The organism is Loktanella sp. SALINAS62, from assembly GCF_018263905.1.
Lineage (GTDB): Bacteria > Pseudomonadota > Alphaproteobacteria > Rhodobacterales > Rhodobacteraceae > Loktanella.
The window spans coordinates 15,080-40,884 of the sequence record NZ_JAAFZU010000008.1; the positions used below are offsets into that span (position 1 = coordinate 15,080).

Genomic DNA, 25,805 nt, shown 5'->3' on the forward strand with positions numbered 1-25,805 from the left:
AGCTCTTATGGTGCGGACCCTGACAGGCCGGCGCGGTAATCGTCCAGTGTTTTGCCCGGTTCATCCACGAACAGGCCGGGTAACAGGCGTAGTCCGGTAATCTGGTCAAGCCGCAGATCGTCGAACCGGCGGCTGGTTTCGTTCCACGCCGTCAATGTCCAAAGCCGCCCCCAGTAATCCAGTCGCAACGGGCGCAACGATATCGTGCGGCCCTGTAATGTCACCTGCACCCGTTGCCGGGCGCGCACCGCTTGGCGCAAGGCGGCAAGGTGCTGAAAGCCGCGTGCCGCATCGGCAAAGGGATAGATCGCCAGCGCGTGATGCGCAGGTTCGCCGGTTTCTTCTGGCAGCAGATGATCCAGCCGCGCCGACAACGCCTGTGCCGCACGGGACAGTGCCACGTCGTTGCTTTGCCCAACGATGGCCAGACCGACGGTCAGCGCTTCGACCTCTGCCATGGTCAGATTCAGCGCGGGCAGGGTGACGGCGGCAGTGATCCTGTAACCGACGCCGCGTTCGCCACTGACCGGAACACCGGATGCGGCCAGCGTATCCATGTCGCGATAGATCGTGCGCACATGCACGCCTGTCGCCTGCGCCAGCGTCTCTGCCCGGTGCAGCCCACCACGGCGCAGCAGTTGAACGATTTGCATCAATCGGTCGGCACGTTTCATGGGCGAAACCTCCTCCTGACAGGTTTCTGTCGCAAGTTGCCGAAAGTCCAGCAAAAATAGGCTGATTGCCAGTTGGCAATCACGTGATCCCCCTTCCCAACGGGGGCGGCGCGCTTTATGTCGAACGTGACAGTCAAGCGGGATGTGACCATTCCGACACCGCAAAGGGGAATTGAAATGCTGAACAACATCGGACTGCCCGGCCTTCTGCTGATCGCGGTCGTGGTCCTCGTCCTGTTTGGGCGTGGCAAGATTTCGTCGCTGATGGGCGAAGTCGGCAAGGGCATCACCGCGTTCAAACGCGGGGTCGACGACGGCAAGAAAGAGCTGGACGACAGCTTTGCCGACGCGCGCGACGTGACGCCCGAATCGACGGTCGACAAAGACAAAACCTAAGCCACTTGATAGGGGGCGCTGCCCATGTTCGGCCTCGGTGCGAGCGAAATGATCCTTTTGGGGGTCGTGGCCCTGATCGTGATCGGGCCAAAGGATCTGCCAAACCTGTTCCGCTCTGTGGGGCAGTTTACGGGCAAGGCCAAGGCGATGGCCGCAGAGTTTTCCCGCGCCATGGAAGCGGCGGCAGATGATTCCGGGGTCAAGGATATTTCCAAGTCGATCAAGGCGGCGGCGAACCCGTCGTCCTTCGGGTTGGACAAGGCGCGTGAGGCCGCTGGCCTGACATCGAAATCCGGGCCCGCGACCGCGAAACTGTCTGCTGAACGTCAGGCCGCCAAGGACAAGATCAGCGCCGCCACCGCCAAGGTCGCAGAAGAACGCCGCGCCCGCGAAGCGGCCGTAGAGATGCAGGCGGAAATGGATGACGACATAGCGGATACGATGGACGAACCTGCCCCGACGCCGCAAAAACCCCCGCGCGCCAAAGCGTTGCAGGATGATGTTGATGCAACCCCAGACCCAAAATCCAAGGATGAGGCCAAGGCATGAGCGCGTCTGACAATCTGGACGACAGCGCGGCACCGCTGATTGAACACCTGACCGAATTGCGCGACCGGCTGATCCGGTCGTTGGTCGCGTTCATCATCGCCATGGTGATCTGTTTCACCATCTGGAACCCGATCTTTGATTTTCTGACGCGCCCGCTGTGCCGCGCGCTTGAACTCGAAGGGCAGGATTGCGGCCTGATCTTTATCGCACTGGAAGAAGGTTTCTTTGTCGCGATCCAGATCTCATTGCTGGGTGGGCTGCTGCTTGCGTTTCCGGTCATCAGTTACCAGATGTGGCGGTTCGTGGCGCCGGGACTATACAAAACCGAAAAGGGCGCGTTCCTGCCGTTCCTGATCGCGTCGCCTTTCATGTTCTTTCTGGGCGCTGCTTTTGCCTACTATGTGATCACGCCACTGGCGTTCGATTTCTTCCTTGGCTTTCAGCAGGGCAACACCCTGACCGACGGACCCGAAGGCCCGAGCACGCAGGCCGCAGGTCTGCTGTTTCAGGGTTCTGCGAAGGCATATCTGAACCTGACGATCAAATTCATCGTGGCTTTTGGTCTGTGTTTCCAACTGCCTGTCCTGCTGACCCTGATGGGAAAGGCCGGTCTGGTCAGTGCTGCAGGTCTGCGGAACACGCGCAAATATGCCGTCGTCGGTATCCTGCTGGTGGCGGCATTGGCCACACCGCCGGATGTTGTCAGCCAGGTGATCCTGTTTATCGTGGTTTACGGGCTGTATGAAGTGTCGATCCAGCTGGTTGCGCGTGTTGAACGGCAGCGCCTGGCGCAGATGCGGGCCGAAGGCATCGTGGGCGAAGATGAGGATCTGGACGGCAATCCGATTGACGGCGACGATCGCACATGACCGACGCAGCATTGGAACGGATCGCGGCTGCGCTTGAACGGCTGCGCCCCGGTCCGGCGACGGCCCCTGATTTCGATGCAGCGGGGGCATTTGTCTGGCATGTCGATCCCGACCGGCTTGACCCCGTTACGCGGGTGTCACGGGTGGATGTGGATTTGCTGGTCGGCATCGACCGCGCCCGCGATACGCTGATGGATAACACGACCCGTTTCGCGCGCGGATTGCCAGCCAACAACGCGCTGTTGTGGGGCGCGCGGGGCATGGGAAAATCCAGCCTTGTCAAAGCGGTGCATGGTAAACTTCACCAGACTTATCCGCAGCTCAAGATCATCGAAATCCAGCGCGAGGATCTGCCCAGCATCGGGCGCTGCCTGCATCTTTTGCGCGACGCCGATGCGCGATTTGTGCTGTATTGCGACGATCTGTCGTTCAGCCATGACGACGCGCATTACAAATCGCTCAAGGCGGTGTTGGATGGTGGAATCGAAGGACGGCCTGAAAACGTGGTGCTCTATGCCACATCGAACCGCCGCCATCTGATGCCGCGTGACATGATCGAAAATGAACGCGCCACCGCGATCACGCCGGGCGAAGCGGTCGAGGAAAAGGTATCATTGTCGGATCGGTTCGGTCTGTGGTTGGGGTTCCACCCCTGCGATCAGGACGATTATCTGCGCATGATCCGGGGCTACTGCGACGCTGCCAGCATCGATATCGACGACGCGACATTGCGCGCCGAAGCAATCGAATGGCAGGCGACACGCGGTAGCCGGTCGGGCCGCGTGGCGTGGCAGTTTTTCACCGATCTGGCGGGTCGCCGGGGTGTCCGTATCGACTGATCGCCCGTGTTACGGCAAAAAGTCGTTTGGATCGACGGAATTCAGACCACGGCGCACTTCGAAATGGACAAACGACGGGTTGCCTGCGCTGACCTTGCCCAGATTGCCGCCTTTTGCGACGCTGTCACCTTTGGCGACGCTGAGGTTATCAAGGTTTGTATAGACCGTCAGCAGGTTGTCGGGATGTTTGATCACCACGATGGCCGTGCCGGATGTATCTTCGGTCACGGCAGCGACCGTTCCGCCGTCAGCGGCCCGGACCGTGGTTCCTGCGTCGGCTGCGATGTCGATGCCTTCGTTCTTGCCTGGGTTATAATCGCGGATGACGGACCCGGCGACGGGCCGGACAAATCGCGCATCGCTTTGCGCTGAGGGCACGGGGGGCGTTGCTGGGGCCGGGGGCGGTGGTGTCGCGGCTGCGACTTCTTCGACCCGTGGTGGCGCGGTGGTCAGATCCGGTGCCGGCGGTATGGCCACGGGGGCGGCAACCGGCGCGCTGACGGCAGGCAAGGGCGCTGCGGCAGAGGGCGGCACTGGCGACAGGCTACCGGCGCCTGGGGCGACCAGCGGACCACCTGCAGGGTCCGCAGGCATTCCGCCCTGCGGCACCAGCAGAAACTGGCCTTCGCGCACGCCCAGGCTGCCGTCCAACCCGTTCCATTCGGCCAACGTGCCGACGGGCACATTGTAAAGACGGCTGATCGAAAACGCGGTTTCGCCGCGCTGGACCTTGTGCCGGATCGGTTGTGTTGCCGTGGTCGTGGCCGGCGTGCTGCCGGGCAGCGGGGCAAGCCCGCCCGACGTCGCATCGACCCGGTCAAGTGCCGTGGTGGCCACAGCGGTCACATCCAGCGGCACGGTCGTCTGCGCGCCGGGCACACGGGTGGGAAGTGCGAGCACTTCGCCATCGCGCAAGGTCACGCCCTGTTCGATCCCGTTAAAACTGGCAAGCGCGGCGGCATCCACGCCGACGCGTGACGCCACGCTGCCGACGGTATCGCCGCGCTGTGCGACAGCCACCTGATAATCCGCATAAGTGATGATGCCCCGCTGATCCGGAGAGGGTCTGTCCGGCAGAGCCGCCGACGCCGGAGAGGTGTCGAACCCGCCCGCGCGGTCACGCAGATCAATGTCGGGCAGCCCACCTTCGCAGGCGGCCAGTAATGCGAAACCGGCGCAGGTCAGGGTCAAACGCACGGCGGTGGTGCGGGGTATCTGCGTCATGGAAGGCTCCTGTCCACTGCGGGGTCCGTCTTGTGCGGCTTGGGCATGGTTTTAGTCCTCTCCAAGGCCTTCGATCAAGGGAACAAAGCGCACGTCGCGCAATTCCTCGTAATCAAAGCCGGTTTGTTGGCGGGTGACACGGATTAGGGTCTGCACCGTGTCCGACTGACCGACCGGCAGAACCATGATCCCGCCGACACGTAGCTGGGCCAGCAGGGGGCCGGGCGGGTCTTCTGCGGCGGCTGTCAACAGGATCCGGTCGAACGGGGCCTGTTCTGGCAGGCCAAAGCTGCCGTCAGCGATGACCGACGTGATGTTATGCAGGTTAAGCGCGTCAAAGACGGCCTGCGCTTCGTTTACCAGCCGCCGGAACCGGTCAATGGTATAAACCCTGCGCGCAAGCTGGCTGAGGATCGCCGCCTGATAGCCAGAGCCGGTGCCGACCTCCAGCACCTTGTCGCGGGGTTGCACGTTCAGCGCCTGCGTCATGATCCCGACGACCGATGGCTGGCTGATGGTCTGCCCGCAGGCGATGGGCAAGGGCATGTCTTCGAACGCGCGGGCGGCGAACAGGCCCTTGTTGATGAACCGCGACCGGTCGATACGTTCCATTGCCGTCAGCACGCGGCCATCCGTGACCCCCTTGGATCGGAGCGCGAACAAAAACTGCATCTGGGTCTGTGGATCGGTCAAGCCAGCCGGTCCCGCATGCGGTCCAGCACGTCATGCGCCGTCAGATCGGCCCGCATCGGCGTGGCAGAAATATAGCCGTCGATATTGGCCTGCGCATCGGTGCCAGCGCCGGTCGGGCGCTGCTGGTCGCCACCCTTGACCCACAGGAAATGCCGGTGTCCGGGGGTTTCGGCGCGGACGACGTGATGATGACCGCCCCTGCGGAACCCTTGTGACGTCACCGTAAACCCCGCCACGTCGGCGGCAGGTACGGGGGGGAAATTCACGTTCCAGAACAGGCGGTAATCCGCGTCATCCCAGACATCGGCATCCAGCAGGCGGCGGACGGTGGCGACACCGTGGTCGATGGCGGCTGAAAAGGGGCGTTCTTCGTCGAAATTGCGCGGGCCGTAATACTGTGACAGCGCGATGGCGCGGTGGCCTTGCAATGCGCCTTCCATGGCGGCACCGACGGTGCCTGAATACAGCACGTTTTCGGCGGCATTGTTGCCCCGGTTCACACCCGACAGGATCAGGTCGGGCGGTTCGGGCATCAGATCGAACAGCGCCGCCATCACGCAATCGGCAGGCGATCCCTGCGCGGCAAAGCGGCGTGGGTCGAACTGGGTGATCATCGTGGGCTGGACGTAGCTGATGCAATGCCCGACGCCCGATTGTTCCTGTGTGGGTGCGACGGTCCAGACGTCCCCGTCGGGTCCGGCGATGTCGGTGGCGATGGCATGCAGCACGGCAAGGCCGGGCGCATTGATGCCGTCATCGTTGGTGATCAATATCCGCATGCCGTTCCCCTGAAACACTTGGCTGCACACTAGGTTACGTGCGCAGACGGGGCAAGCGATGGCCCCGCGTCACGGCGCCAGGATTTCGGGCAGCAGACGCGCGGCTTCGGCGGCGGGCTGTGTCAGGGCGCTGCGGTCTTCGCCGGGGTAAAAACGGGCGCGCAGGGCTGTGGGCATCGGCGCGGGTGCGATCAGGCGCACTTGCGGACCGGTTTTCACTGTTTCGGCAGCCCAGCTATGGACCAAGGCCAGTTGTGCCGCCTTTGTTGCGCCGTAGGTGCCAAAGAATTTCTGCCCGGCGCGGGTATCGTCGCAGAACACCGCATGTCCCTGCGCGCCCAGCAACGGGTTCACATAGCCAATCAAGCGGGCGACTGCCGTCACGTTGACGTCGATAGAGTTTTGCAGATCCTTTGGCCCGATATGGCCTGCGGGCGCCAGCGGGGCGGCATGGATCGCTGTATGCACCCACAGGTCGAGCTTGCCCCAGCGGTCGTGAATCCCACGGCACAACTGCTGCATCGCCGCATCGACACAGATATCCATGGGCGCAAGTGTTGCTTGGCCACCTGCGGCGCGCACGGCGTCGTCAAGCTCTTCGAGCGCGCCCACGGTGCGGGCGACGGCGACGATATGGTGGGTCGGGGCAAGAGCGGTGGCAAGCGCCGCGCCAAGCCCGCGAGAGGCACCGGTGACAAGGGCAATTTTCTGGTCAGTCATGCGCACCCGTTTGCCGCAGCGCGCGTGCGCTGTCCAGTGTCAGCCGGGCATCGTCAACGTCCGGGCAAAGCCTTTGCGGTCGATCAGGTGCAACCCGGTTTCCGTGACGGCGGTAACTGTCAGGTTATCGGCCTGATCACCGACCGACAGGCTGGCAATTTCGCCTGCCGCCGTGCGCACCAGCGCGCGATTGCCGTCGGGCGCCAGTCTTAGCCCGATCAACGCCAGACGGTTCAGATCAAGCGTTTCTTTGGCTTTGGCGATTTCAGCCACTTCTGCGGGCAGGGGGGCATCGGTGCTGGCATCGGTCATTTGCAAGGCTCCTGATCAAAAGACAACGGGGCTTTGCGCGTGTTTGCGGCGGGATAACAGGGGTGATCGCCGCACTGCGGCAACCGCGCCGTTTCTTGCCGAAACACGATTGCCGTTGCGCGGAAATCTGCGCAGCGCCCCACGCCGTCCCATGCCGTGATGTCAGGTTTGGGCTGGCCGTTCGCGGATTGCGTCCGCGATACGGCGCGGTTCGGGATCGTCGCCGTTTGTGGGCCAGCCTTCGCGTTGTTGCGACCGGATGCCGTCACTGGCTTCGGTCTGGTCGTGAAACAGATGCACCTGCGTTGGATAGGGCAGGTTGATCCCGGCCTTATCAAGCGCGATATAGGTTTCCTGAATGACCTCACCACGGATGTGGATGCGGTCTTTTTCGGGGATTTGGTCCACCAGCGCAGTCGGATGATGTTTGCGAAATCGCCCTGTGCCACGGGGATGGTTTCGGGGACCGGGTCGGTCATCACACCTGCGATTCCGGCGCAGACCTCTTCCAGAATCTTGCGCGCCGCTTTCCAATCGTCGTTACAGCCAATCCCGATATCAAGTTCGCTGCGCAGCGTGGCATAGGCGGTCAGCACGACGACGCTGTCAGTGTAGATCACGGCATTGGGGATCACGACGCGGCGACCGTCATAGGTTTTGATCAGCGTGGCGCGGGTTTCGATGCGTTCGACCGTGCCTTCGTGGCCGCCGCTGACGATCTGGTCGCCCACTTCAAACGGTTGGCGCAACAGGATCAGGATACCCGCTAGCATGCTTTGCAGGATATCTTTGAGACCGTCGATCCAGGCGTCTAGTTTTGCAAAAATGAGGCCTGGATTGGCGTCGATGTCTTCCTTCTGTCTTTTAATCCCATGCTATAAATTCCGGCCGGATATGACCCGAACCTGACATGGAACAATGCGCGGCGGATTTTATTCCGCCGCGACTTTGGTTTTGAAGCCCGCGACCAGTTTGTCGGTTGGCGCAATCGGGTAGTCGCCGGAAAAACACGCGTCACAATACTGCGGCGCGCTGGCGTTGCGGCCACCGGGTTCCCCGACCGCGCGATAAAGCCCGTCAATCGTGATGAATTTCAGTGAATCGACGCCCAGATGTGCCGTCATCTCTGCCTCTGTCATGCGGGCAGCCAGCAATTTTTCGCGCTCTGGCGTATCGACCCCGTAAAAGCATGGCCACATGGTCGGCGGAGAGGCGATGCGAAAGTGGACCTCTGCTGCGCCGGCTTCGAGGATCATTTCCTTGATCTTCTGGCTGGTGGTGCCGCGCACGACGCTGTCATCGACCAGAATCACGCGTTTCCCCCGGATCAGCGCGCGGTTCACATTCAGTTTCAGCCGAACGCCCATGTTGCGGATCTGTTCGCTGGGTTCGATGAACGTGCGGCCCATGTACTGGTTCCGCACAATTCCCATCGCAAACGGAATGCCCGATTCCAGACTGTAGCCGATGGCGGCGGGGGTGCCGGAATCAGGGACCGGGCAGACCAGATCGGCATCGACTGGCGCTTCTTTCGCCAGTTCGCGGCCAATGGCTTCGCGTGTCTCATACACCGACCGGCCGCCCAGCGACGAATCAGGGCGGCTGAAATAGACGTGTTCAAAGATGCAAAAGCGGGATTTCTGCGGACGGAACGGGAAATGGCTTTGCACCCCGTTTTCGGCACTGATCACGACCATTTCGCCCGGATCGATTTCGCGGATGAAATCCGCGCCGACAATGTCCAGCGCGCAGGTTTCAGACGCCAGCACCCAGCCATCGCCCAACTGCCCTAGCACCAGCGGGCGCACGCCCAGCGGATCGCGGCAGCCAACCAGTTTTGTGCGGGTCATGGCGACGACCGAAAACGCACCTTCGACCTTGCGCAGCGCTTCTTCCATGCGGTCGGGGATGGTGCGGCCCATGCTGCGGGCCATCAGGTGAATGATGCATTCGCTGTCTGATGACGACTGAAAGATCGAACCGCGTTCAATCAGTTCACGCCGCAGGGCGACGGCGTTCGTGATGTTGCCGTTATGCGCGATGGCCGCGCCGCCCATCGAAAATTCGCCAAAGAACGGCTGCACGTCACGGATCGCGGTCTGGCCTTTCGATCCGGCGGTGGAATAGCGCACATGCCCGATGCCGATGCCACCGGGCAGCAGTTCCAGCGTTTCGGCGCTGGTGAAATTGTCGCGCACCAGACCCATGCGGCGGGCCTGATTGAACCCGCTGGTGGTGTCATAGGTGACGATGCCGCCAGCTTCTTGTCCGCGGTGTTGCAGGGCATGCAGGCCAAGCGCGATAAAGTTCGATGCCTGCGACACCCCCACCACGCCGAAAACGCCGCATTCTTCACGCAGCTTGTCGTCGTCGGGATCAAACGGATGCGATGGCAGCGATTTAGCGGGGGCGGGCAGGATGGGATTGCGCACAAGCAGCTCCGGTTCCGGGGGCGATTGCGCCTGCGTCTACCCAATCCCGCAGGCAGAGTCACGTGGCTGTCACCGATACGAGGCCATGTAACAGTTTTATGTTCGCTTTCGACGCAGCAGGGCCGTGGCCAATGGGAACCAAATACAAAGTCACGTGTTAGTGAGCACCGCCGGTGCATCGCGCCGGCTATTTCCGCTTGTCCGAAAAGAAGTCTTCTATGAAAGCATCCACCCACCTTGAAGCGATCCGGCGCAGTGTAAACGTCATGATGCTGATATCGATCTTCGTGACCTGCTATTTTGCACGTGACCTGATCCTGCCGGTGCTTCTGGGTTTCCTGATCGCGCTGACACTGTCGCCGCTGTCGCGCGGGATGGCGCGCCTTGGCGTGCCGCATTGGGTGTCTGGTGTGGGGCTGATTTCAATCGTTGCGGTTTTAATTGCGCTGATCGTCTTTTTCGGTGCGGGCACCGTGGGCAACTGGATGTCAAGCGCGGATCAGATGGCGGCAGAGCTGCAATACAAGATGGGCGATTTGTTCCGACAGCTTGAATCGGTCCGCGAGGCGGGCGAAAACGTCGCCGACATGGCCGATGGAGACGACGATCCCGGCACGCAAGAGGTGGTCGTGCAACAGCCCACCATGCTGAACAGTGCATTTGACGCGCTTGGCACGCTTGGCACGACGGTCGCGGTGTCGCTGGTGTTGGCAGTATTTCTGCTGTCGTCGGGCAATTTGTTCTACATCAAGCTGGTGCAATCATTCGAAACCATGAGCGGCAAGAAACGCGCCTTGCAAATGGTTTACGATATTGAACGGCAGGTATCGAATTATCTTTTGACGATTGCCCTGATCAACGCTGGGCTGGGACTGACCATCGGGATTGCCCTAACGCTGCTGGGGCTGCCCTATGGCTGGATCTGGGGGATCGTTGCGTTCCTGTTTAACTTTCTGCCCTATCTGGGTGCCGTGGCTGGCGTGGTGCTGGTCGGGGCTTTTTCCATCATCACGTTTGACGATATCGGCTTTGCGCTGCTGTCGCCCCTGATCTATTTCACCTGCACCACGATCGAAGGCAATTTTGTCACGCCGTCATTGCTGGGTCGATCACTCAAGATGAATACCGTGGCGGTGTTCCTGACCGTCGTGCTGTGGGCCTGGTTGTGGGGCATCCCCGGCGCACTCGTCGCGGTGCCGTTTCTGGTGGTGTTCAAGGTCGTCGCCGAAAACATCGACAGCCTGTCGATCGTCAGCAACTTTCTGTCCGGGTCGACCGAAAAATCGGAAATGCGCGAACTGCGACAGGCCCCTGCCGCATTCGACGACACGGGGTCTGTTGCGGACGATTGACCAATCGACTCGTTATTCGACGACGACGGGCGTTGCCGCGCCACATTCACCGACAAGCTGGCTGTATTGCATCGTGATCCAGCCCAGCGCGTCTTCGGGGTTGCGGTTTTCGAATGCGCCGCCGAACTGGTTGAAAATACGTGCGGACCGGCTGTCTTCGACCATGGCGATATCCTGTGCGGACAGCACCGTCTGATACAAAAAGAATGCCACACCCACCAAAAGCATGCCGCGCAGAACGCCGAACAAAAACCCAAGTCCCTGATCCACGCCGTTCAGCGCCGACCGCTGGACGACACTGGAAAACAGCGGCGTAAAGATCGACACGATCACCAGCGCCACGGCAAAGACTACACCAAAGGCCGCGATGATCGACAATTCGCAGCTATCGCCGATGAAATCGCCCAGCACCGGAATCTGACGGACCAGCGGTTCAGCCTGATCGGCAAAGATAAACGCAAGGATTGTGGCGCCGATCCAGCCTGCGATCGCCATCGCCTCGCGCACCAGGCCGCGGGAATAGGCCAGCAGGGCCGATATCACGATGGTGGCGGCCACGATGCCGTCGATGATGGTAAAGCCGTCCATTTAGCGTCCCCCGCCGGTCCGGTGCGACCTAGCGGGCGCCAAAGACCTGTTCAACGAAACCGGCCAAGTCCTGCATTTCGCGCAGATCCAGCCCGGCGCCTTGCGTACCCTTGGGCGCGCGCGGCATGATCGCCGAGGTAAAACCAAGTTTCTGCGCCTCTTTCAATCTATTTTCGGTCTGGATCACGGGCCGCAACGCGCCGGACAGACTTATTTCACCGAAAATGACGGCTTCTTTTGGCAATGCGGCGTCTTCACGGGCCGACACAAGCGCTGCGGCGACCGCCAGATCGGCGGCGGGTTCGTTGATCCGCAGACCGCCTGCGACGTTCAAATAGACGTCCAAGCCGGTGAATGGCACATCGCAGCGCGATTCAAGCACGGCCATGATCATCGCCAGTCGCCCACCATCCCAGCCGACCACGGACCGGCGCGGCTGGCTGTGGGGTGACGGTGCGACAAGTGCCTGAATTTCGCACAAAACAGGCCGCGTGCCTTCGATGCCCGCAAAAACGACCGACCCCGGCGCAGGCTCGCCCCGTTCCGACAAGAAAAGGGCAGAGGGATTCTTGACCTCTGCCAGACCCCTGCCTGTCATTTCGAACACGCCGATTTCGTCGGCGGGACCGAAACGGTTTTTGACAGACCGCAGGATGCGGAACTGGTGGCCGCGTTCGCCTTCGAAATAAAGCACGGTGTCGACCATGTGTTCGACGACACGGGGGCCGGCGATCGCGCCTTCTTTGGTGACGTGACCCACCATGATGACCGACATGCCGCGCTTTTTGGCAAAACTGGTCAGGTCATGGGCGCAGGACCGGACCTGACTGACGCTGCCCGGCGCGCTTTCGACGCTGTCGGACCACATGGTCTGGATCGAATCGATCACGCACAGGTCCGGTGTGTCGTTGTCCAAGGTCGTCATGATATCGCGCAGGTTGGTTTCGGCGGCCAATTGTACGGGGGATTTTTCCAGACCCAGACGCCGCGCGCGCATTTGCACCTGCGCATTCGATTCTTCGCCCGAGATATAGACGACACGCAAGCCGTTACGCGCAAAACGTGCCGCCGCTTGCAGCAACAGTGTGGATTTGCCGATGCCGGGATCGCCACCCACCAGCAGGGCCGACCCTTTTGTCAGGCCGCCCCCCAGCACGCGATCAAGTTCGGTGACCCCCGATTGCGTGCGTGGCGGTTCGGCTTCCTGCGTGGCCAGATCGGTCAGCGGAATGGATTTGCCACGCTGTTTGCCCAGCCCGTGCTTTTTCGGGCCAGAGGTCAGGCCTGCGTCCTCGACAATGCTGTTCCACGCACCGCAGGCGTCGCACCGCCCCGACCATTTTGCCGTGCTTGCGCCACAGGCGGTGCAGTTGAATGTCAGATCCTTTGCCATGTTCACCTTTTGCCCCAAAGCGGCGTCGCTGGCAACGCTACAATGTCAGGGCAGGCAGGGTCAGGGCAGGCAGGCGTTATTCTGCGGCGGGTTTCTGGGCAAGTGGGACAATATTGCTGACATGGCCCGCGCTGTCGCCATCGTCACGGTCAAGCGACGTGTCATGTTCAAGGGCGTAGCCCAGCAACGGCAGAACATTCTGCAGGGATTCGTCCAGATGCGCCAATTGGCTGGCCACGCGGGATTCTTCCATTTCGACCTGCGCGGACCAACTGCGGATTTGTTCGCAGATGTGCAACGCTTCAAGGATTTGTTCCTGCTGGTCTTCGGCTTCTTTCTGACGGGCGGTCAGAAATGCCTTGGCGCGGGCGATGCGTTCTTCGGAATACACTTCTGCCAGATGCCGCGATGTCTGTCCCATCTGCGCTGCGACTTCCAGCACTTGGGGTTCCAGTCGCGTCAGATCAGGATGGTCCCGCAGATAGGCAAGCCGTTCGCGCACGGCGTCGAATTCGGAACTTAGGGTAAAGACGCCCTTGCGATCTGCGTGGTGCACCTCGTTATAGGCGATTTTGACGTCATCCATGCTGATCTGAAAATCGCGGTGGCTGCGTTCAAGCTGCAGCAAACGCGCGTTGGTCGGCAGAAAAAATGCCATCGCCACCAAAATGGCGGTCACTGCGATCTGCAACCACAAGCCGGCCTGCGGATAGGCAACCCCGCCGATTGTCGCATCGATTGCCAACCAGCCCGCAAAACCCAGCGCGCTCATCATGGTAAAGGTGACGGCGGCCACGGCAACGACGGCGACAACGAACAAAGAAACGGCGTGCAATGTCTGAACAACAAGGCGAATCGAAAGCGACATCTGACTGTTTCCCGTAAAGACAACTCAATGCTAAACGACAAATTAAGCTATAGAGTTCCGCCAATCCTATGGTTCTTCGCGCAAGACTTCGCCGATTGTTTCCGTCTGTGGAACAATTTGGCTGTAACTGTTTCGGTTGCCCTGAAAGTCGCGCTGAACAAGCGACGGAACACTGAATGGTTTCAAGGCCATAGGCGAAAATTTGCCAACGACCGATCATCTGTGGATAGATTTGAACGGCGTCGAAAATTTTTTCGTGATTTGCGCCAAAAACGGCAAGGTATCGCTACCGCATCCGCAAATTTCCGCCGCCCAATACCAGATCAGCCGCCGAATCGACTGGCTTCACCGGCATAGCGCCGTGTGTATCGTGCGCCCAGGCCGGTCAGAATTTCGTATCCGATGGTGCCTGCAGCGCGCGCCAGATCGTCAACCGTCTGTTCGGGGGACAGTAATGCCAACGACGCAGGATCGTCGCGCAAATCGGTGATATCGACAGTAATCAGGTCCATCGACACGCGCCCGACCAAGGGGCAGGGTCTGTTTCCGGCCCAAAGCGATGCACGGTTCGACGCGCTGCGCAGCAAACCGTCGGCATAGCCTGCCGACAGCGTGGCCAGCCGTGTCGGGCGTTCGGCCTGCCAGCTGTTGCCATATCCCACGACCTCGCCTTCGGTCAGGTCGCGGATCTGCACGACGGGCAGATCCAGACGTGCGACGGGGCGCGCGCCCTGAAACGGCAGGCCGCCATACAGGCCGATGCCGGGGCGGCATTCGTCAAAATGGTAATCCGCCCCCAGCAACATGCCGCCCGTTGCCGCCAGACTGCGCGGCGTGGTGATCCCGTCGGTCATCTGGTGAAAGACGTCCAGCTGATAGGGGTTCATCGGGTGGTCAGCTTCGTCGGCACAGGCCATGTGACTCATGACGATGACGGGTTTGCGGCGCAGGGCAGGTTCCGCAACCTTGGCCCAGTCATCCCATTCCAGACCCAACCGATTCATGCCTGTGTCCAGTTGCAGACCAAAGGGATGGTCGGGCAGCTCCTGAAAATGACGGTCGATCTGATCGATACTGCTTAGGATCGGGGTCAGGTTGTGGTCGGCCAGAAGTTTTGTGTCGCCTTTCATGTGCCCGGTCAGCACGCGGATCTGCGCCCGTTCACCCAGGGCGTCACGCACGACAGCGCCTTCTTCGGCCACAGCCACGTAGAAAATGCGCGCGCCCTGCTTTGCCAAAGCCGCGGCAACGCGGCCTGCACCCAAGCCATATCCGTCAGCCTTGATCACGGCTGCAGTTTCGCAAGATGTCAGCGCATTCAGGCTGCGCCAGTTTGCGGCGATCGCGCCAAGGTCGATGGTCAGGTGTCCGGTGCTCATGGCGCATCTTGTGCCACTGTTTCACGGGCTGGGCAATCGGTGTGCTGCCGGGCTATTGCGGCGCCGTGGTGACGCGGTAACGTTCCATTTCTGCGGGTGTCAGCAGATAGATCTCATCGGGTGGCGTGACCAGGGCGTGCTGCATCACCAGCGGATCGATTCCCATGTCTTGCAAAAAGGTCATGACCTCTCCCTGACCGCGCTGGATATCCTCGACCGCCAGAAATGCGGGCAGGGCAACGTTTTCGCCAAAGTAGTGCTGGTGCACACCGACCAGTGCGCCGTCTTCGACCGTGCGACTGGTGCCCGCGGCCAGAATGTAGGGGCAGGCGGACAGGCAGATATCGGTGGCCGTCATGCGCGTGCCGATACCCGCGTCACGCAGCGCGCGCCCGATTGCCAATGCATCACCGACCGATCCGCCGGGGCTGTTCAGAAACGCCTGTTCCGGTGCAGGGTCGATCCGTTCCAGAAAATCCACAAATCGCACAGCATCGCCCGGTGCGATGGAGCCTGTCAGGGTCATGACAGGTGCGCCGTCCCAGACGGTATCGACGAAATCCAGCCGGGACGGCATGTCGTTCGTCGCTGGAATGGGCCGGGTGCCGGGACGCGGTTCGCGGGGTGTCACGCGGTCAGGCGTGTAACGGCGGGTCTGGTCGCCCGGTCCCAGTGGTTGCGTCAGCGCAGGGGCGTTCGATGGCGTGGCAATCTGCGGCAGGATACGGGCCAGATCAGAACTAAGCATCATGCCGGCGAACACGACCTGCAACACCAGTATCCAGACCAGCCAACGCCGCGTGCCATGCGGTTTTGCCTGTGGTGTGGTCATTCGGCGGGGTCCGGCACGGGTGGTCTGGCGGGGCTTTCGCTGGGCGGGGTCCGGTCCAGAGAGGTATCCATGTCTCGCAGCGCTGAAATCGCGGCGCGCAACTCTGCCAGCGTCATGCTGTCTTCGGTCGCACTGCCTTCACGGCCATGGCGGATCGCGGCCTGGGTCACGGCCAAAATCAGCACCAGCACGGCCGGCAAAAGGTCGATAGCGATTGCCCCTGCCCAGCTCGGCACGAAATTACCCGCATATAAAATGACGGCATCCGCCGCAGAAATCGGGGTATAGCTGATGTCGGCAGGGGGCGTCATGTTCAGAACGTCCTGCGCCGCCGCTTGCAGTGTTTCCGCCCGCTGGCGCAGCACGGTCAAAACGGATTCGATGGTCGCCTGTTGTCCCTGTCGCGTGTCGGCGTTGCTGCCGTCCAGTTGTGGCAGAACGACCGCGTCGGCCAGATCTGTGGCCGCGCGGCTGACCAACGGGGCAACAGAAAGCTGGCGCAATTGCGTGATGACGTTTGCCAGACGCACGGCCTCTTCTGAAAAAGGCACGGAACGTGCCTCGACCGGGCCTTGTTCGACGGTCAGTGCGCGCATCCGGCTCAGGATGGCGTTCCCTTCGACAAAGGCCTGTTCGACCAGCGGCTGCTGCGCCGTAATCTGCGCTTCGAGGGCGGTCAGCTCGTCGGATTTCTGGCGCAGCAGGCGGAAAACGGCACCCTGACCGGCAAAACCTGACAGTTGCCCGGTGGCTTCCTGTTCGGACAGATCGTCAAATGACTGACGGACGCGGGCAACGTCACGCGCCAGTGATTGGGCGGATTGCGTAATCTCGTCCGCCCGTTCCAGTGCGGTCTGATAGTCCTGCACCGTTTCGGCCAGATGCTGTTCCACAGCCGCTGCACCCGCCAGTGCCGCCGCATTCAGCCAGGACGACATGGCCACGATCGCAAGCGACCCCAGCGCCATCGACAACATCAGCCCGATCCGCGCGGCGCCGGTCCGTACAGCGGGCAGCAGGCGCATCATGTAGGACCAGAACACAAAAATGCCGACCGACACGGCGACGGAATAGGCAAGGGCTGCAAAAACCGACAGCGCCCCGTTGTCATCCAGCAGGGACAACACGCCCAGATAAGTGTAGATGCCGGATGCGACGGCCAGTACACCCAGCGCGGTGCCTGTGATGCTGTCCAGCCAGTCGACATGGGATTGCAGGTCGCGGGCGTTGCGGATGCCGCGCGCCTGTGCGCGTGACAGGCGGGGGTCGTCGTCGGGCATCGGGTCGCTCCTGCTGGTTCAGATCAAGATAGGCAGCGGGGTCAGGGATGCAACTGACATGGGCGTAGGGGACTGTTTTGGGTGATGACTATGTAACCGTCATTTCGCGAAGTTTTATCGGTTCGCTTTGGGGTGTTATTCGAAAACGGAAGATTGGGGCTCTCGCTCTTAAGCGCTACAATAGTACGCCCTGCGCTTAACGGGAAAGCATGACGAGATCGCGCTGGCCGCGCAGCGCCACCGGCCGGATATCAAAATCCGACGTCGCCGCCGCCGTTTTCCTGCCACGGCTTCACAAGGTTGCCAAAGCGGGTAAACCGGCCCTCGAACGACAACTCAACGGTGCCGATGGGGCCGTGGCGCTGTTTGCCGATGACGACTTCGGCCTTACCACGCAGGCGTTCCATTTCTTCTTGCCACATGGCGATCTTTTCCATCTCGTGATCGCCGGGTTTTTCGCGTTCTTTATAATACTCTTCGCGGAACACGAACATCACCACATCGGCGTCCTGCTCGATTGATCCGGATTCGCGCAGGTCGGACAATTGCGGGCGCTTGTCCTCGCGGCTTTCGACCTGACGCGACAGCTGCGACAGCGCGATCACGGGGATGTTCAGCTCTTTGGCGATCGCCTTGAGCCCCATCGTGATTTCCGAAATTTCATTGACCCGGTTTTCACCCTTGCCGGTGCCGCGCACCAGTTGCAGGTAATCGACCACCAGCACGTCCAGACCATGCGTCCGCTTCAGGCGGCGGGCACGGGCGGCAAGCTGCGAAATCGGCAGGGCAGGCGTGTCGTCGATAAACAGCGGGCAGGATTCCAACTGCTTGGCGGCATCAACAAAGCGGCGGAACTCGACCTCTGACATATCGCCGCGCCGGATCTGTTCCGACGGCACCTCTGCCGCCTCGGACAGGATACGGGCGGCCAATTGTTCGGCCGACATTTCCAGACTGTAGAACCCGACGACACCGCCGTTCACCGCACCTTCGCTGCCATCGGGCAGGGTGCCTTTTTTATAGGCCTTGGCAATATTGTAGGCGATGTTGGTCGCAAGCGATGTCTTGCCCATCGACGGACGACCGGCCAGGATCAAAAGGTCGGATTTATGCAATCCGCCCAGCTTCTTGTCCAGATCGTGCAGGCCGGTGGATACGCCCGCCAGCCCGCCGTCGCGCTGATACGCGGCGTTGGCCACGTTGACCGCATCGGTGACCGCACGCAGGAACGACTGGAACCCGCTGTCTGCTGTCCCGCTTTCGGCCAGTGCATAAAGAGCCTGTTCCGCCTCGACGATCTGGTCTTTCGGTTCAGATGACACTTCGACCTTGCCGGCTTTTGCCGATATGTCCTGACCAACCTTGATCAACTGCCGCCGGATCGCAAAATCATAGATCATCTGCGCATAGTCGCGCGCCGCAAATGCCGAAATGGCAGCGGCCGCTAGACGCACCAGATATGCCCCGCCGCCCAATTCCTTCAGGCCTTCGTCGTCTTCCATGTAGCTTTTCAGCGTGACGGGGCTGGCCAGCGCATTCTTGGCCAGACGGGCGGCGGCACATTCGAAAATCCGGGCGTGCACGGGGTCATAAAAATGCTGCGGCCCGACAATGGACGCGATGCGGTCAAAGATGTCGTTGTTGGTCAGGATCGCGCCCAACAGCTGTTGTTCAGCCTCGATCGAATGGGGCATCTGGTCTGCGGGTGCTTCTTGGGCGCCATTGGGATTGAATACCGTGCTGTCGTTCATGTGCTGTCCCCTGATCCCCTGACGCTTGTGCCGCGTCTAACTTAACAGTGCTGCCGTCTCAAATTGTATGTTTTTGTGGATAAGTGGCGCAGGCCATGGACGCGGGCGGCCTGTCCTTCTTCTTGCCAAAAATATCCCGGGGGTCCGGGGGCAGCGCACCCGGTCCGGCGTTACACTGTCGCGCGCGATCAGACCATGACGCCGGGCTGCCAGCCGTTGGGATCGCGCAGATAGGATTCGACGGTATCCAGTGTCGCTGCGTCAAAGCTGTCTTTGGCGCGCGCGGCTTCCAGCACATCCCACCAGGTACAAAGGGAAATCAGCTTGACCCCGTGTGCCGCCAGCGATTCCTCGACCCCGGCAAAGATCCCGTAGAAAAAGATCACCGCAGTTGCGTTGCAGGTCGCGCCCGTGTCGCGGATCGCATCGACAAAGGACAGTTTCGATCCCCCGTCGGTGGTCAGATCCTCGACCAACAGGACGCGCTGACCTTCGGTCATGACGCCTTCGATCCGGGCGTTGCGGCCATAGCCCTTGGGCTTTTTGCGCACATAGGTCATCGGCAGGGCCATGCGTTCTGCGACCAGCGCGGAAAACGGGATCCCTGCGGTTTCACCGCCCGCGATGTTGTCGAACGCTTCAAAGCCGCAGTCGCGCATCACGCTGACGGTCAGGAAATCCATCAGCGTGGACCGGATGCGGGGATAGGAAATCAGTTTGCGGCAATCCACATAGGTCGGCGCCTGTTTGCCCGATGCATGGGTGAACGGCGTCGTCGCGTTGAAATCGATGGCCCCGATTTCCAGCAGCATCGATGCGGTCAGGCGCGCCATTTCGGCTTTATCGGGAAAGGACGAAGGAATCATGGCGCGGCTCCTGCTGTTTGGCTGGCGCGGGTTTAGGGCGTTTGTAGCCCGTTGTTAAGGGTATGTCTGCGCATCCACCGCGATACAGCTGCATCAACCGACCCGGCCCCGTGGGGTTGATAACTGCTGGGGCAAAGTGCAGCGATTTTCGCGGTCAGATTTGGCGCGGGATCAGTTCTAATTTCCCCATGTTCCCGCGACGATGGATTTAGCACAGCTTAGCTTTCAACCCGCCAGTGCAGCGCGAACCCGGGATCGAACACGGTCACGGGGCCGTCTTTGGTCTGGATGTGGCTGGGGTAGCTGACCGGATCACCCTTTACCAAACGGATCGTGTTAGTGTTCGGGGGCAGGCCATAGAACGCCGGGCCGTTCAGGGAGGTAAACGCCTCTAGCTTGCCCAGTTTTCCTGCTACGTCAAAGACTTCGGCAAGGCAGGATATCGTGTTGGGGGCGCTGAACACGCCCGCACATCCGCATTCCTGCAATTTGCGCGCATCGGTGTGCGGTGCGCTGTCGGTGCCGAGGAAAAACCGCGTGTCACCCGATACCGCCGCCTGCACCAGCGCGATGCGGTGCTTTTCGCGTTTGGCCACCGGCAGGCAGTAATAATGTGGCCGGATACCGCCAGCAAGGATGTGGTTGCGGTTGATGATCAGGTGATGTGTCGTGATCGTCGCGGCCAGATTCTTGGGCGTGTCGCGCACATAATCGACCGCGTCTTCGGTGGTGACGTGTTCCATGATGATCCGCAGATCGGGGTTTTTCTTGCGGATCGGTTTGAGCACCTTGTCGATGAACACCGCCTCGCGGTCAAAGATATCGACAGCCGGGTCGGTGACTTCACCGTGGACGCACAGCGGCATGCCGATGGCGGCCATCCGGTCCAGCACCGGGCGTACCTTGTCGAAATCGCGCACGCCGGATGCGGAATTGGTTGTGGCCCCCGCCGGATACAATTTTACCGCCGTGGCGATCCCGTCCCGATGGGCACGTTCCACATCGTCAGGGTCGGTATCTTCGGTCAGATACAGCGTCATCAGCGGGGTAAAAGACGCACCCGGCGGCATCGCGGCCAGGATGCGGTCACGGTAGCCGCTGGCATCCGACGCGGTCACCACCGGTGGCACAAGGTTCGGCATGATGATCGCCCGACCGAAATGGCGGGTGGTTTCAGGCAGCACGGCCTGCAACATCGCACCGTCACGCAAGTGAAGGTGCCAGTCGTCGGGGCGGCGGATAGTCAGGTCGGTCAGGTGTTTGTCAGGCATGGCAGCCCATTACACCGAACAGCGCGGCCTGACCAGATGATCTGATTGATCAGGCGGTTTCTGCATCCTGCTGGGCCGCGGCGGGCAGCGGTTCGCCCATATCCTGCAACTGCTTTGCAATATAGCCGTTGGGGCCGCGCGCCAGCACGGCACGGCACATCATGACCGCCAGCCGGTCATGGCCTGAATCCAGCAAACGTTTCAGCAGGTTTTTCAGATAGGGGCCGGATCGCTTGCGCTTTTGCATCAAGGCGCCGAACTTTGCGTGGTTCAGGGTGCCGTCCATCGCGCCGTAGATCAGATCGTCCAGCACGCCCAGCGTGTCGAACATCACGTCCAGACGTCCGCCCAGCCCGGTCACCCGCAGCATCGTCGCATTAGGTTTGGTAAACAGGGCCGCGTGCATCGCGTCCAGCCGCTGTTGCGGCGAAAAAACCAGATAAGCGCGTTCCACCGCATCGATCATGTCGGGCGCATACCCGTAGCGAGAGGTAAAGTTTTGCCCCCGGTTTTTCACGAACCGCATGTCCCAGCCGGTAACGGCGGGGTCCAGCGTGGCCTGCGGACGCAGGGCCAGCACGCGCGCGCCCGGTGCCGCAACTGCATAAGCTGCCGCTGCATAACCGCCCGACTGCGCGCCGAAGAACAGCACGTCTTCAAAGTCTTCAAAAAACCCGTCGTCGATCAGCCGGTCGAAATGGCGGTAGATACGCTCTTCGCGGAACCAGCTTTCGCCCTTGCTGATGATCGCCAGATGCGACCACCCTTCGTTCCGCGCAAAGGCAAAGCCGCGTGGCGCCGCATCCGACAGGTTCATGACCTCTGCGGCGTTTTCAAACGTGACCAGCAGTTTTGGTCCCGCGTCCAGAAAAGCGGCCACGTGCTGCTCTCCCAGTGGGACAAAGGAGCCATGTTCTTCGACCAGGTCTTCCAAAGCCTGAAGCCAATCGTCGATGTCCAGACCCCGAAGGTCCGTTTCAAAGGCCAGCTTGTGATCGGTCATGGCAGTTCTCCGCAGTTCTCTTATGATCCATGCGGGACCATTGGGGCGAAATTGGGCTTCCTACGCGCCGCTTTTGGGACGGTGCCTGGCATGGTTAAAAAAATGCCTGCAACCCGGTCTGCGCCCGCCCCAGAATAAGCGCATGCACGTCATGGGTGCCTTCGTAGGTGTTCACCGTTTCGAGATTGATCATGTGGCGCATCACGTGAAAATCCTCTGCGATGCCGTTGCCGCCGTGCATGTCGCGGGCGTGCCGGGCGATATCCAGTGCCTTGCCGCAGTTGTTGCGCTTGATCAGGCTGATCATTTCAGGCGCGGCCTGCCCGGTTTCCATCAGGCGCCCCACCTGCAACGACGCTTGCAGACCCAGCGCGATTTCGGTCTGCATGTCTGCCAGTTTTTTCTGGAACAACTGTGTCTGCGCCAGCGGGCGGCCAAATTGCCTGCGGTCCAGCCCGTATTGGCGCGCGGCGTGCCAGCAGGCTTCTGCCGCACCCATGACGCCCCAACTGATGCCGTACCGCGCCCTGTTCAGGCAGCCGAACGGTCCTTTCAGCCCCTGAACGCCCGGTAACAGCGCCGACGCGCCGACGCGCACATCTTTCATCACGATCTCGCCGGTGACCGATGCGCGCAGCGACAGCTTGCCGCCGATTTTCGGCGCGGTCAGCCCCGGGGTGTCCCGGTCCAGCACGAAACCGCGGATCTTGCCGTCGTGGGCATCGGATTTGGCCCAGACCACGAAAACATCCGCGATGGGTGCGTTGGAAATCCACATCTTTGACCCGTTCAGGATATAGCCGTCGCCGTCCTTGCGGGCCGTTGTCTTCATCCCGCCGGGGTCCGATCCGGCATCGGGTTCGGTCAGGCCGAAACAACCGATCAATGTGCCCGCGGCCAAACCGGGCAGATATTTCTGCTTTTGCGCCTCTGATCCATAGGCATGGATCGGATACATCACCAGCGAGGACTGCACCGACATCATCGACCGATAGCCCGAATCCACGCGTTCGATTTCGCGCGCGACCAGACCATAGGTCACGTAACCGGCACCCAGACCGCCAAATTCTTCGGGAATCGTGATGCCCAGCAGGCCCGCGTCGCCCATCGCGCGGAAAATTTCGGGTGTGACGGTGGCATCGCGGTTTGCTGCGGTCACGACGGGCATCAGCGACTGGTCGGCAAAGGCGCGCGCCGCATCACGCAGCATCCGTTCGTCCTGCGTCAGTTGGTCTTCCAGCCGCAGTGGATCGTCCCATACAAACGGGCCCAGATCCGGTCCGAATCCTGTCGCGCTATCCTGCGGTGTCTGGTCTTTCATCGGATCAATCCCTGTTTGCGGCATTTATCGTACATTACGACCTTCGGCGCGCACAGTCCACGGGGCGCTTGACGCCGTCACGGTGCAGTGTTGGTCTGTGACCAGACCGGGGAGGGTTCAAATGCAATTCGATACCATCAACGCCGTGCAGGCCGGGCTGGCCGAACAGGACTATATCTGCGGGCGCAGCCTTGCGACGGTCACGTTCCTTGCGCTGAAACTTGGCCGTCCCCTGTTTCTCGAAGGCGAGGCCGGCACCGGCAAGACCGAAATTGCCAAGGCCATCGCAGCTGCATTGGGGCGGCGCCTGATCCGTCTGCAATGCTACGAAGGTCTGGACGCCGCCGCTGCGGTTTACGAATGGAACTTTGCCGAACAGATGATCGCCATCCGCACGGCAGAAGCCACGGGCGGTGCGGATCGCGACGCGTTAAAATCCGAACTCTTTACCAAAGACTATCTGATCGAACGTCCGCTCTTGCAGGCGATGCGCCCCCAGCCCGGTGGCGCACCGGTGCTGCTGATCGACGAGCTTGACCGCACCGACGCCCCCTTCGAGGCGTTCTTGCTGGAAGCGCTGTCCGATTTTCAGGTGACGATACCGGAACTGGGCACGATCAAAGCGCCCGAACCGCCCATCGTGATCCTGACATCGAACCGCACCCGCGAAGTCCATGACGCGCTCAAACGCCGCTGCCTGTATCACTGGGTCGATTACCCGGAATTCGACCGCGAAATCGCCATTCTGAACGCCCGCGCGCCCGAAGCCTCGGCAGCACTATCGCGTGAAGTCGTGGCTTTCGTCCAGCGGCTGCGCACAGAAGACCTGTTCAAAAAACCCGGTGTCGCTGAAACCATCGACTGGGCCAAATGCCTGCTGGCGCTGGATGTGATCGACCTGTCACCTGCGGTCATCGCCGACACGCTGGGTGCGATTCTGAAATATCAGGACGACATCCAGAAAATCGAAGGCTCCAAGGCCAAGCAGATCCTGGACGAGGCGCGCGCCGCGATTCCCGCGTGATGCATCATCTTGCCCGAAATACTCCACGGGGATCCGGGGGTGTGAAACCCCCGGTCTGCGGCGGATGGTAGAACTCGCCGACCTTGAACTGCCAGATAACCCCAAACTGGCCCAGAACATCGCGCATTTCGCGCGGGCGCTGCGCCGTGCCGGATTGCCCATCGGGCCGGGCCGGGTGATCGATGCCGTGCGCGCGGTGCAGGTGGCGGGATTTACCGACCGGATGGATTTCTACTGGACCCTGCACGCCAGTTTCGTGTCCAAACGCGAAGAACAGGCAATCTTTGGCCAGATTTTCCGATTGTATTGGCGTGATCCGCGCTTTCTGGAACAGATGATGTCCTTCATGCAGCCAATGGTGCGCGGCGTGGCCGAAGACCGCAAGGCGCAGGCCGCTGAAAAACGCGCGGCAGAGGCGTTGCTGGATGGCGAAGAACGCGACATCCCCGCACGCGAAGACGATGCAAAGGAAGATGAAATCCTGCTGGATATCGACGCCAGCCAGACGATCAGCGCGCAGGAAAGGCTGCGCACGTTGGATTTTGAGCAGATGAGCCTGTCGGAAATGGCCGATGCGCGCCGTATCCTTGCGCGGATGTCGCTGCCGGTGCAGCCGTTGCAGTCGCGGCGCACGCAGAACCTGCCGGGGCGCATTCCGGATTGGCGCGGCACCCAGCGGCTGGCGATGCGGCGGGGCGGGGAAATCATGGATTTCGCCACCAAACGTCGCCGCCTACGCTATCCCAATCTGGTGGTGTTGTGCGATATTTCGGGGTCGATGTCGCAATATTCCCGCGCCGTGCTGCATTTCGTCCATGGTGTCGCCAACGCACAGGGGCAGGGGTGGGCGCAGGTCCATGCCTTTACGTTCGGCACGCGGCTGACGAACATTACCCGGCATCTGCGCACCCGTGACGTGGATGCCGCCCTTGCCGCTGCAGGCGCAGAAGCGCAGGATTGGGAAGGCGGCACACGCATTGCCGCCTGCCTGCATGATTTCAACCGTGACTGGTCGCGCCGCGTCATGGGGCAGGGGGCGGTCGTGCTGCTGATCACCGATGGACTGGACCGCGACCCGACGGCCGATCTGGGCCGTGAAATGCAGCGCCTGTCACTGACGGCCCGGCAGTTGATCTGGCTGAACCCGTTGTTGCGCTGGGATGGCTTCGCACCCAAGGCAAAGGGGATCGCCGCGATGCTGCCGCATGTGTCCAGTTTCCGATCCGGTCACAACATCGCGTCGCTTGCAGGTCTGGCAGCGGCCTTGTCACGCCCCGACGATACGGGCGAAAAGAACCGCCTGATGAAAGCGATGACCGACACCGGTTTGGCCAAGCCCGACCACCCTTTTGCCTTTACCGGCGCGACCAATACCCAATGATAGGTTCAC

At 61.2% G+C, this 25,805-nt stretch carries 26 protein-coding genes; 7 read left to right on the forward strand and 19 right to left on the reverse strand.

Translation table 11 applies throughout. The features are described 5' to 3' along the window. Nucleotides 1-5 precede the first annotated feature (5 nt). Complete coding sequence (locus tag GZH79_RS04170; protein WP_211642128.1) at nt 6-674, reverse strand: HTH domain-containing protein; 669 nt, start codon at nt 672-674, stop codon at nt 6-8. Nucleotides 675-851: 177 nt separating this feature from the next. Here GZH79_RS04170 and GZH79_RS04175 point away from each other — a divergent pair, with 177 nt between their 5' ends. The 4 genes from GZH79_RS04175 to GZH79_RS04190 are packed head-to-tail and all read left to right on the forward strand — an operon-like array spanning nt 852 to nt 3,327. Further along, nucleotides 852-1,070 carry a twin-arginine translocase TatA/TatE family subunit gene (locus tag GZH79_RS04175; protein ID WP_211642546.1) on the forward strand — a complete coding sequence of 73 codons (219 nt, stop codon included), beginning with the start codon at nt 852-854 and terminating at the stop codon, nt 1,068-1,070. 24 nt (nt 1,071-1,094) lie between these two features. Next, entirely contained in the window at nt 1,095-1,619 is a 525-nt protein-coding gene (locus tag GZH79_RS04180) for a twin-arginine translocase TatA/TatE family subunit (protein ID WP_211642135.1), read from the forward strand. Then, nucleotides 1,616-2,488 (forward strand): twin-arginine translocase subunit TatC, encoded by an 873-nt coding sequence (gene tatC / locus GZH79_RS04185; protein ID WP_211642137.1) that lies wholly within the window; start codon nt 1,616-1,618, stop codon nt 2,486-2,488. The genes GZH79_RS04180 and tatC overlap by 4 nt, the downstream gene beginning before the upstream one ends. Beyond that, on the forward strand, nt 2,485-3,327 hold the full coding sequence (locus GZH79_RS04190) for an ATP-binding protein (protein ID WP_211642140.1): 843 nt from the start codon (nt 2,485-2,487) through the stop codon (nt 3,325-3,327). The genes tatC and GZH79_RS04190 overlap by 4 nt, the downstream gene beginning before the upstream one ends. A 9-nt stretch (nt 3,328-3,336) precedes the next feature. Here GZH79_RS04190 and GZH79_RS04195 read toward each other — a convergent pair whose 3' ends face one another. The 7 genes from GZH79_RS04195 to purF form a co-directional block, all read right to left on the reverse strand. Further along, complete coding sequence (locus GZH79_RS04195) at nt 3,337-4,551, reverse strand: peptidoglycan DD-metalloendopeptidase family protein (protein WP_211642143.1); 1,215 nt, start codon at nt 4,549-4,551, stop codon at nt 3,337-3,339. Nucleotides 4,552-4,602: 51 nt separating this feature from the next. Beyond that, nucleotides 4,603-5,223, reverse strand: coding sequence for a protein-L-isoaspartate(D-aspartate) O-methyltransferase (locus tag GZH79_RS04200; protein WP_211642548.1), 621 nt, complete (start codon nt 5,221-5,223; stop codon nt 4,603-4,605). 17 nt (nt 5,224-5,240) lie between these two features. Continuing rightward, nucleotides 5,241-6,023 (reverse strand): 5'/3'-nucleotidase SurE, encoded by a 783-nt coding sequence (gene surE / locus GZH79_RS04205; protein ID WP_211642145.1) that lies wholly within the window; start codon nt 6,021-6,023, stop codon nt 5,241-5,243. A 69-nt stretch (nt 6,024-6,092) separates the two neighbouring features. Further along, nucleotides 6,093-6,743 carry an SDR family oxidoreductase gene (locus GZH79_RS04210; RefSeq protein ID WP_211642147.1) on the reverse strand — a complete coding sequence of 217 codons (651 nt, stop codon included), beginning with the start codon at nt 6,741-6,743 and terminating at the stop codon, nt 6,093-6,095. A 39-nt stretch (nt 6,744-6,782) separates the two neighbouring features. Then, nucleotides 6,783-7,055, reverse strand: coding sequence for a hypothetical protein (locus GZH79_RS04215; RefSeq protein ID WP_211642149.1), 273 nt, complete (start codon nt 7,053-7,055; stop codon nt 6,783-6,785). Next, nucleotides 7,052-7,828 (reverse strand): mechanosensitive ion channel domain-containing protein, encoded by a 777-nt coding sequence (locus GZH79_RS04220; protein WP_249218976.1) that lies wholly within the window; start codon nt 7,826-7,828, stop codon nt 7,052-7,054. The genes GZH79_RS04215 and GZH79_RS04220 overlap by 4 nt, the downstream gene beginning before the upstream one ends. A gap of 159 nt (nt 7,829-7,987) precedes the next feature. Next, nucleotides 7,988-9,472, reverse strand: a complete 1,485-nt coding sequence (gene purF, locus GZH79_RS04225) for an amidophosphoribosyltransferase (protein WP_211642550.1) — start codon at nt 9,470-9,472, stop codon at nt 7,988-7,990. A 233-nt stretch (nt 9,473-9,705) separates the two neighbouring features. Between purF and GZH79_RS04230 the strand changes: the two genes are divergently transcribed. Beyond that, the gene (locus GZH79_RS04230; RefSeq protein WP_211642151.1) at nt 9,706-10,839 is read left to right on the forward strand and encodes an AI-2E family transporter; all 1,134 of its coding nucleotides are present in this window, start codon (nt 9,706-9,708) and stop codon (nt 10,837-10,839) included. Nucleotides 10,840-10,851: 12 nt separating this feature from the next. On the opposite strand, the gene GZH79_RS04235 is transcribed toward GZH79_RS04230, so the two are convergent. The 11 genes from GZH79_RS04235 to GZH79_RS04285 form a co-directional block, all read right to left on the reverse strand. Continuing rightward, entirely contained in the window at nt 10,852-11,427 is a 576-nt protein-coding gene (locus GZH79_RS04235; RefSeq protein WP_211642153.1) for a CvpA family protein, read from the reverse strand. A 28-nt stretch (nt 11,428-11,455) separates the two neighbouring features. Next, nucleotides 11,456-12,820: a DNA repair protein RadA gene (gene radA / locus GZH79_RS04240; protein WP_211642155.1), complete on the reverse strand. Its 1,365-nt coding sequence runs from the start codon at nt 12,818-12,820 to the stop codon at nt 11,456-11,458. Between the two features lie 76 nt (nt 12,821-12,896). Next, the gene (locus GZH79_RS04245) at nt 12,897-13,688 is read right to left on the reverse strand and encodes a DNA repair protein (protein ID WP_211642157.1); all 792 of its coding nucleotides are present in this window, start codon (nt 13,686-13,688) and stop codon (nt 12,897-12,899) included. Between the two features lie 323 nt (nt 13,689-14,011). Continuing rightward, the gene (alr, locus tag GZH79_RS04250; RefSeq protein WP_211642164.1) at nt 14,012-15,067 is read right to left on the reverse strand and encodes an alanine racemase; all 1,056 of its coding nucleotides are present in this window, start codon (nt 15,065-15,067) and stop codon (nt 14,012-14,014) included. A gap of 52 nt (nt 15,068-15,119) precedes the next feature. Further along, the gene (locus GZH79_RS04255; RefSeq protein ID WP_211642166.1) at nt 15,120-15,899 is read right to left on the reverse strand and encodes a hypothetical protein; all 780 of its coding nucleotides are present in this window, start codon (nt 15,897-15,899) and stop codon (nt 15,120-15,122) included. Next, nucleotides 15,896-17,179: a hypothetical protein gene (locus GZH79_RS04260; RefSeq protein WP_211642169.1), complete on the reverse strand. Its 1,284-nt coding sequence runs from the start codon at nt 17,177-17,179 to the stop codon at nt 15,896-15,898. The genes GZH79_RS04255 and GZH79_RS04260 overlap by 4 nt, the downstream gene beginning before the upstream one ends. 251 nt (nt 17,180-17,430) lie before the next feature. Then, on the reverse strand, nt 17,431-18,930 hold the full coding sequence (locus GZH79_RS04265; protein WP_211642172.1) for a replicative DNA helicase: 1,500 nt from the start codon (nt 18,928-18,930) through the stop codon (nt 17,431-17,433). 188 nt (nt 18,931-19,118) lie between these two features. Beyond that, nucleotides 19,119-19,796 (reverse strand): orotate phosphoribosyltransferase, encoded by a 678-nt coding sequence (locus GZH79_RS04270; RefSeq protein ID WP_211642175.1) that lies wholly within the window; start codon nt 19,794-19,796, stop codon nt 19,119-19,121. Between the two features lie 218 nt (nt 19,797-20,014). Next, nucleotides 20,015-21,067, reverse strand: coding sequence for a dihydroorotase (gene pyrC / locus GZH79_RS04275; protein ID WP_211642182.1), 1,053 nt, complete (start codon nt 21,065-21,067; stop codon nt 20,015-20,017). A gap of 49 nt (nt 21,068-21,116) precedes the next feature. Next, the gene (locus GZH79_RS04280; RefSeq protein WP_211642184.1) at nt 21,117-22,070 is read right to left on the reverse strand and encodes a hypothetical protein; all 954 of its coding nucleotides are present in this window, start codon (nt 22,068-22,070) and stop codon (nt 21,117-21,119) included. 94 nt (nt 22,071-22,164) lie between these two features. After that, complete coding sequence (locus tag GZH79_RS04285) at nt 22,165-23,391, reverse strand: acyl-CoA dehydrogenase (protein WP_211642186.1); 1,227 nt, start codon at nt 23,389-23,391, stop codon at nt 22,165-22,167. A gap of 121 nt (nt 23,392-23,512) precedes the next feature. Between GZH79_RS04285 and GZH79_RS04290 the strand changes: the two genes are divergently transcribed. Together GZH79_RS04290 and GZH79_RS04295 are read left to right on the forward strand one after the other, a co-directional pair. Further along, on the forward strand, nt 23,513-24,415 hold the full coding sequence (locus GZH79_RS04290; RefSeq protein WP_211642188.1) for a MoxR family ATPase: 903 nt from the start codon (nt 23,513-23,515) through the stop codon (nt 24,413-24,415). Nucleotides 24,416-24,479: 64 nt separating this feature from the next. After that, nucleotides 24,480-25,796 (forward strand): VWA domain-containing protein, encoded by a 1,317-nt coding sequence (locus GZH79_RS04295; RefSeq protein ID WP_211642189.1) that lies wholly within the window; start codon nt 24,480-24,482, stop codon nt 25,794-25,796. Nucleotides 25,797-25,805: the final 9 nt, after the last annotated feature.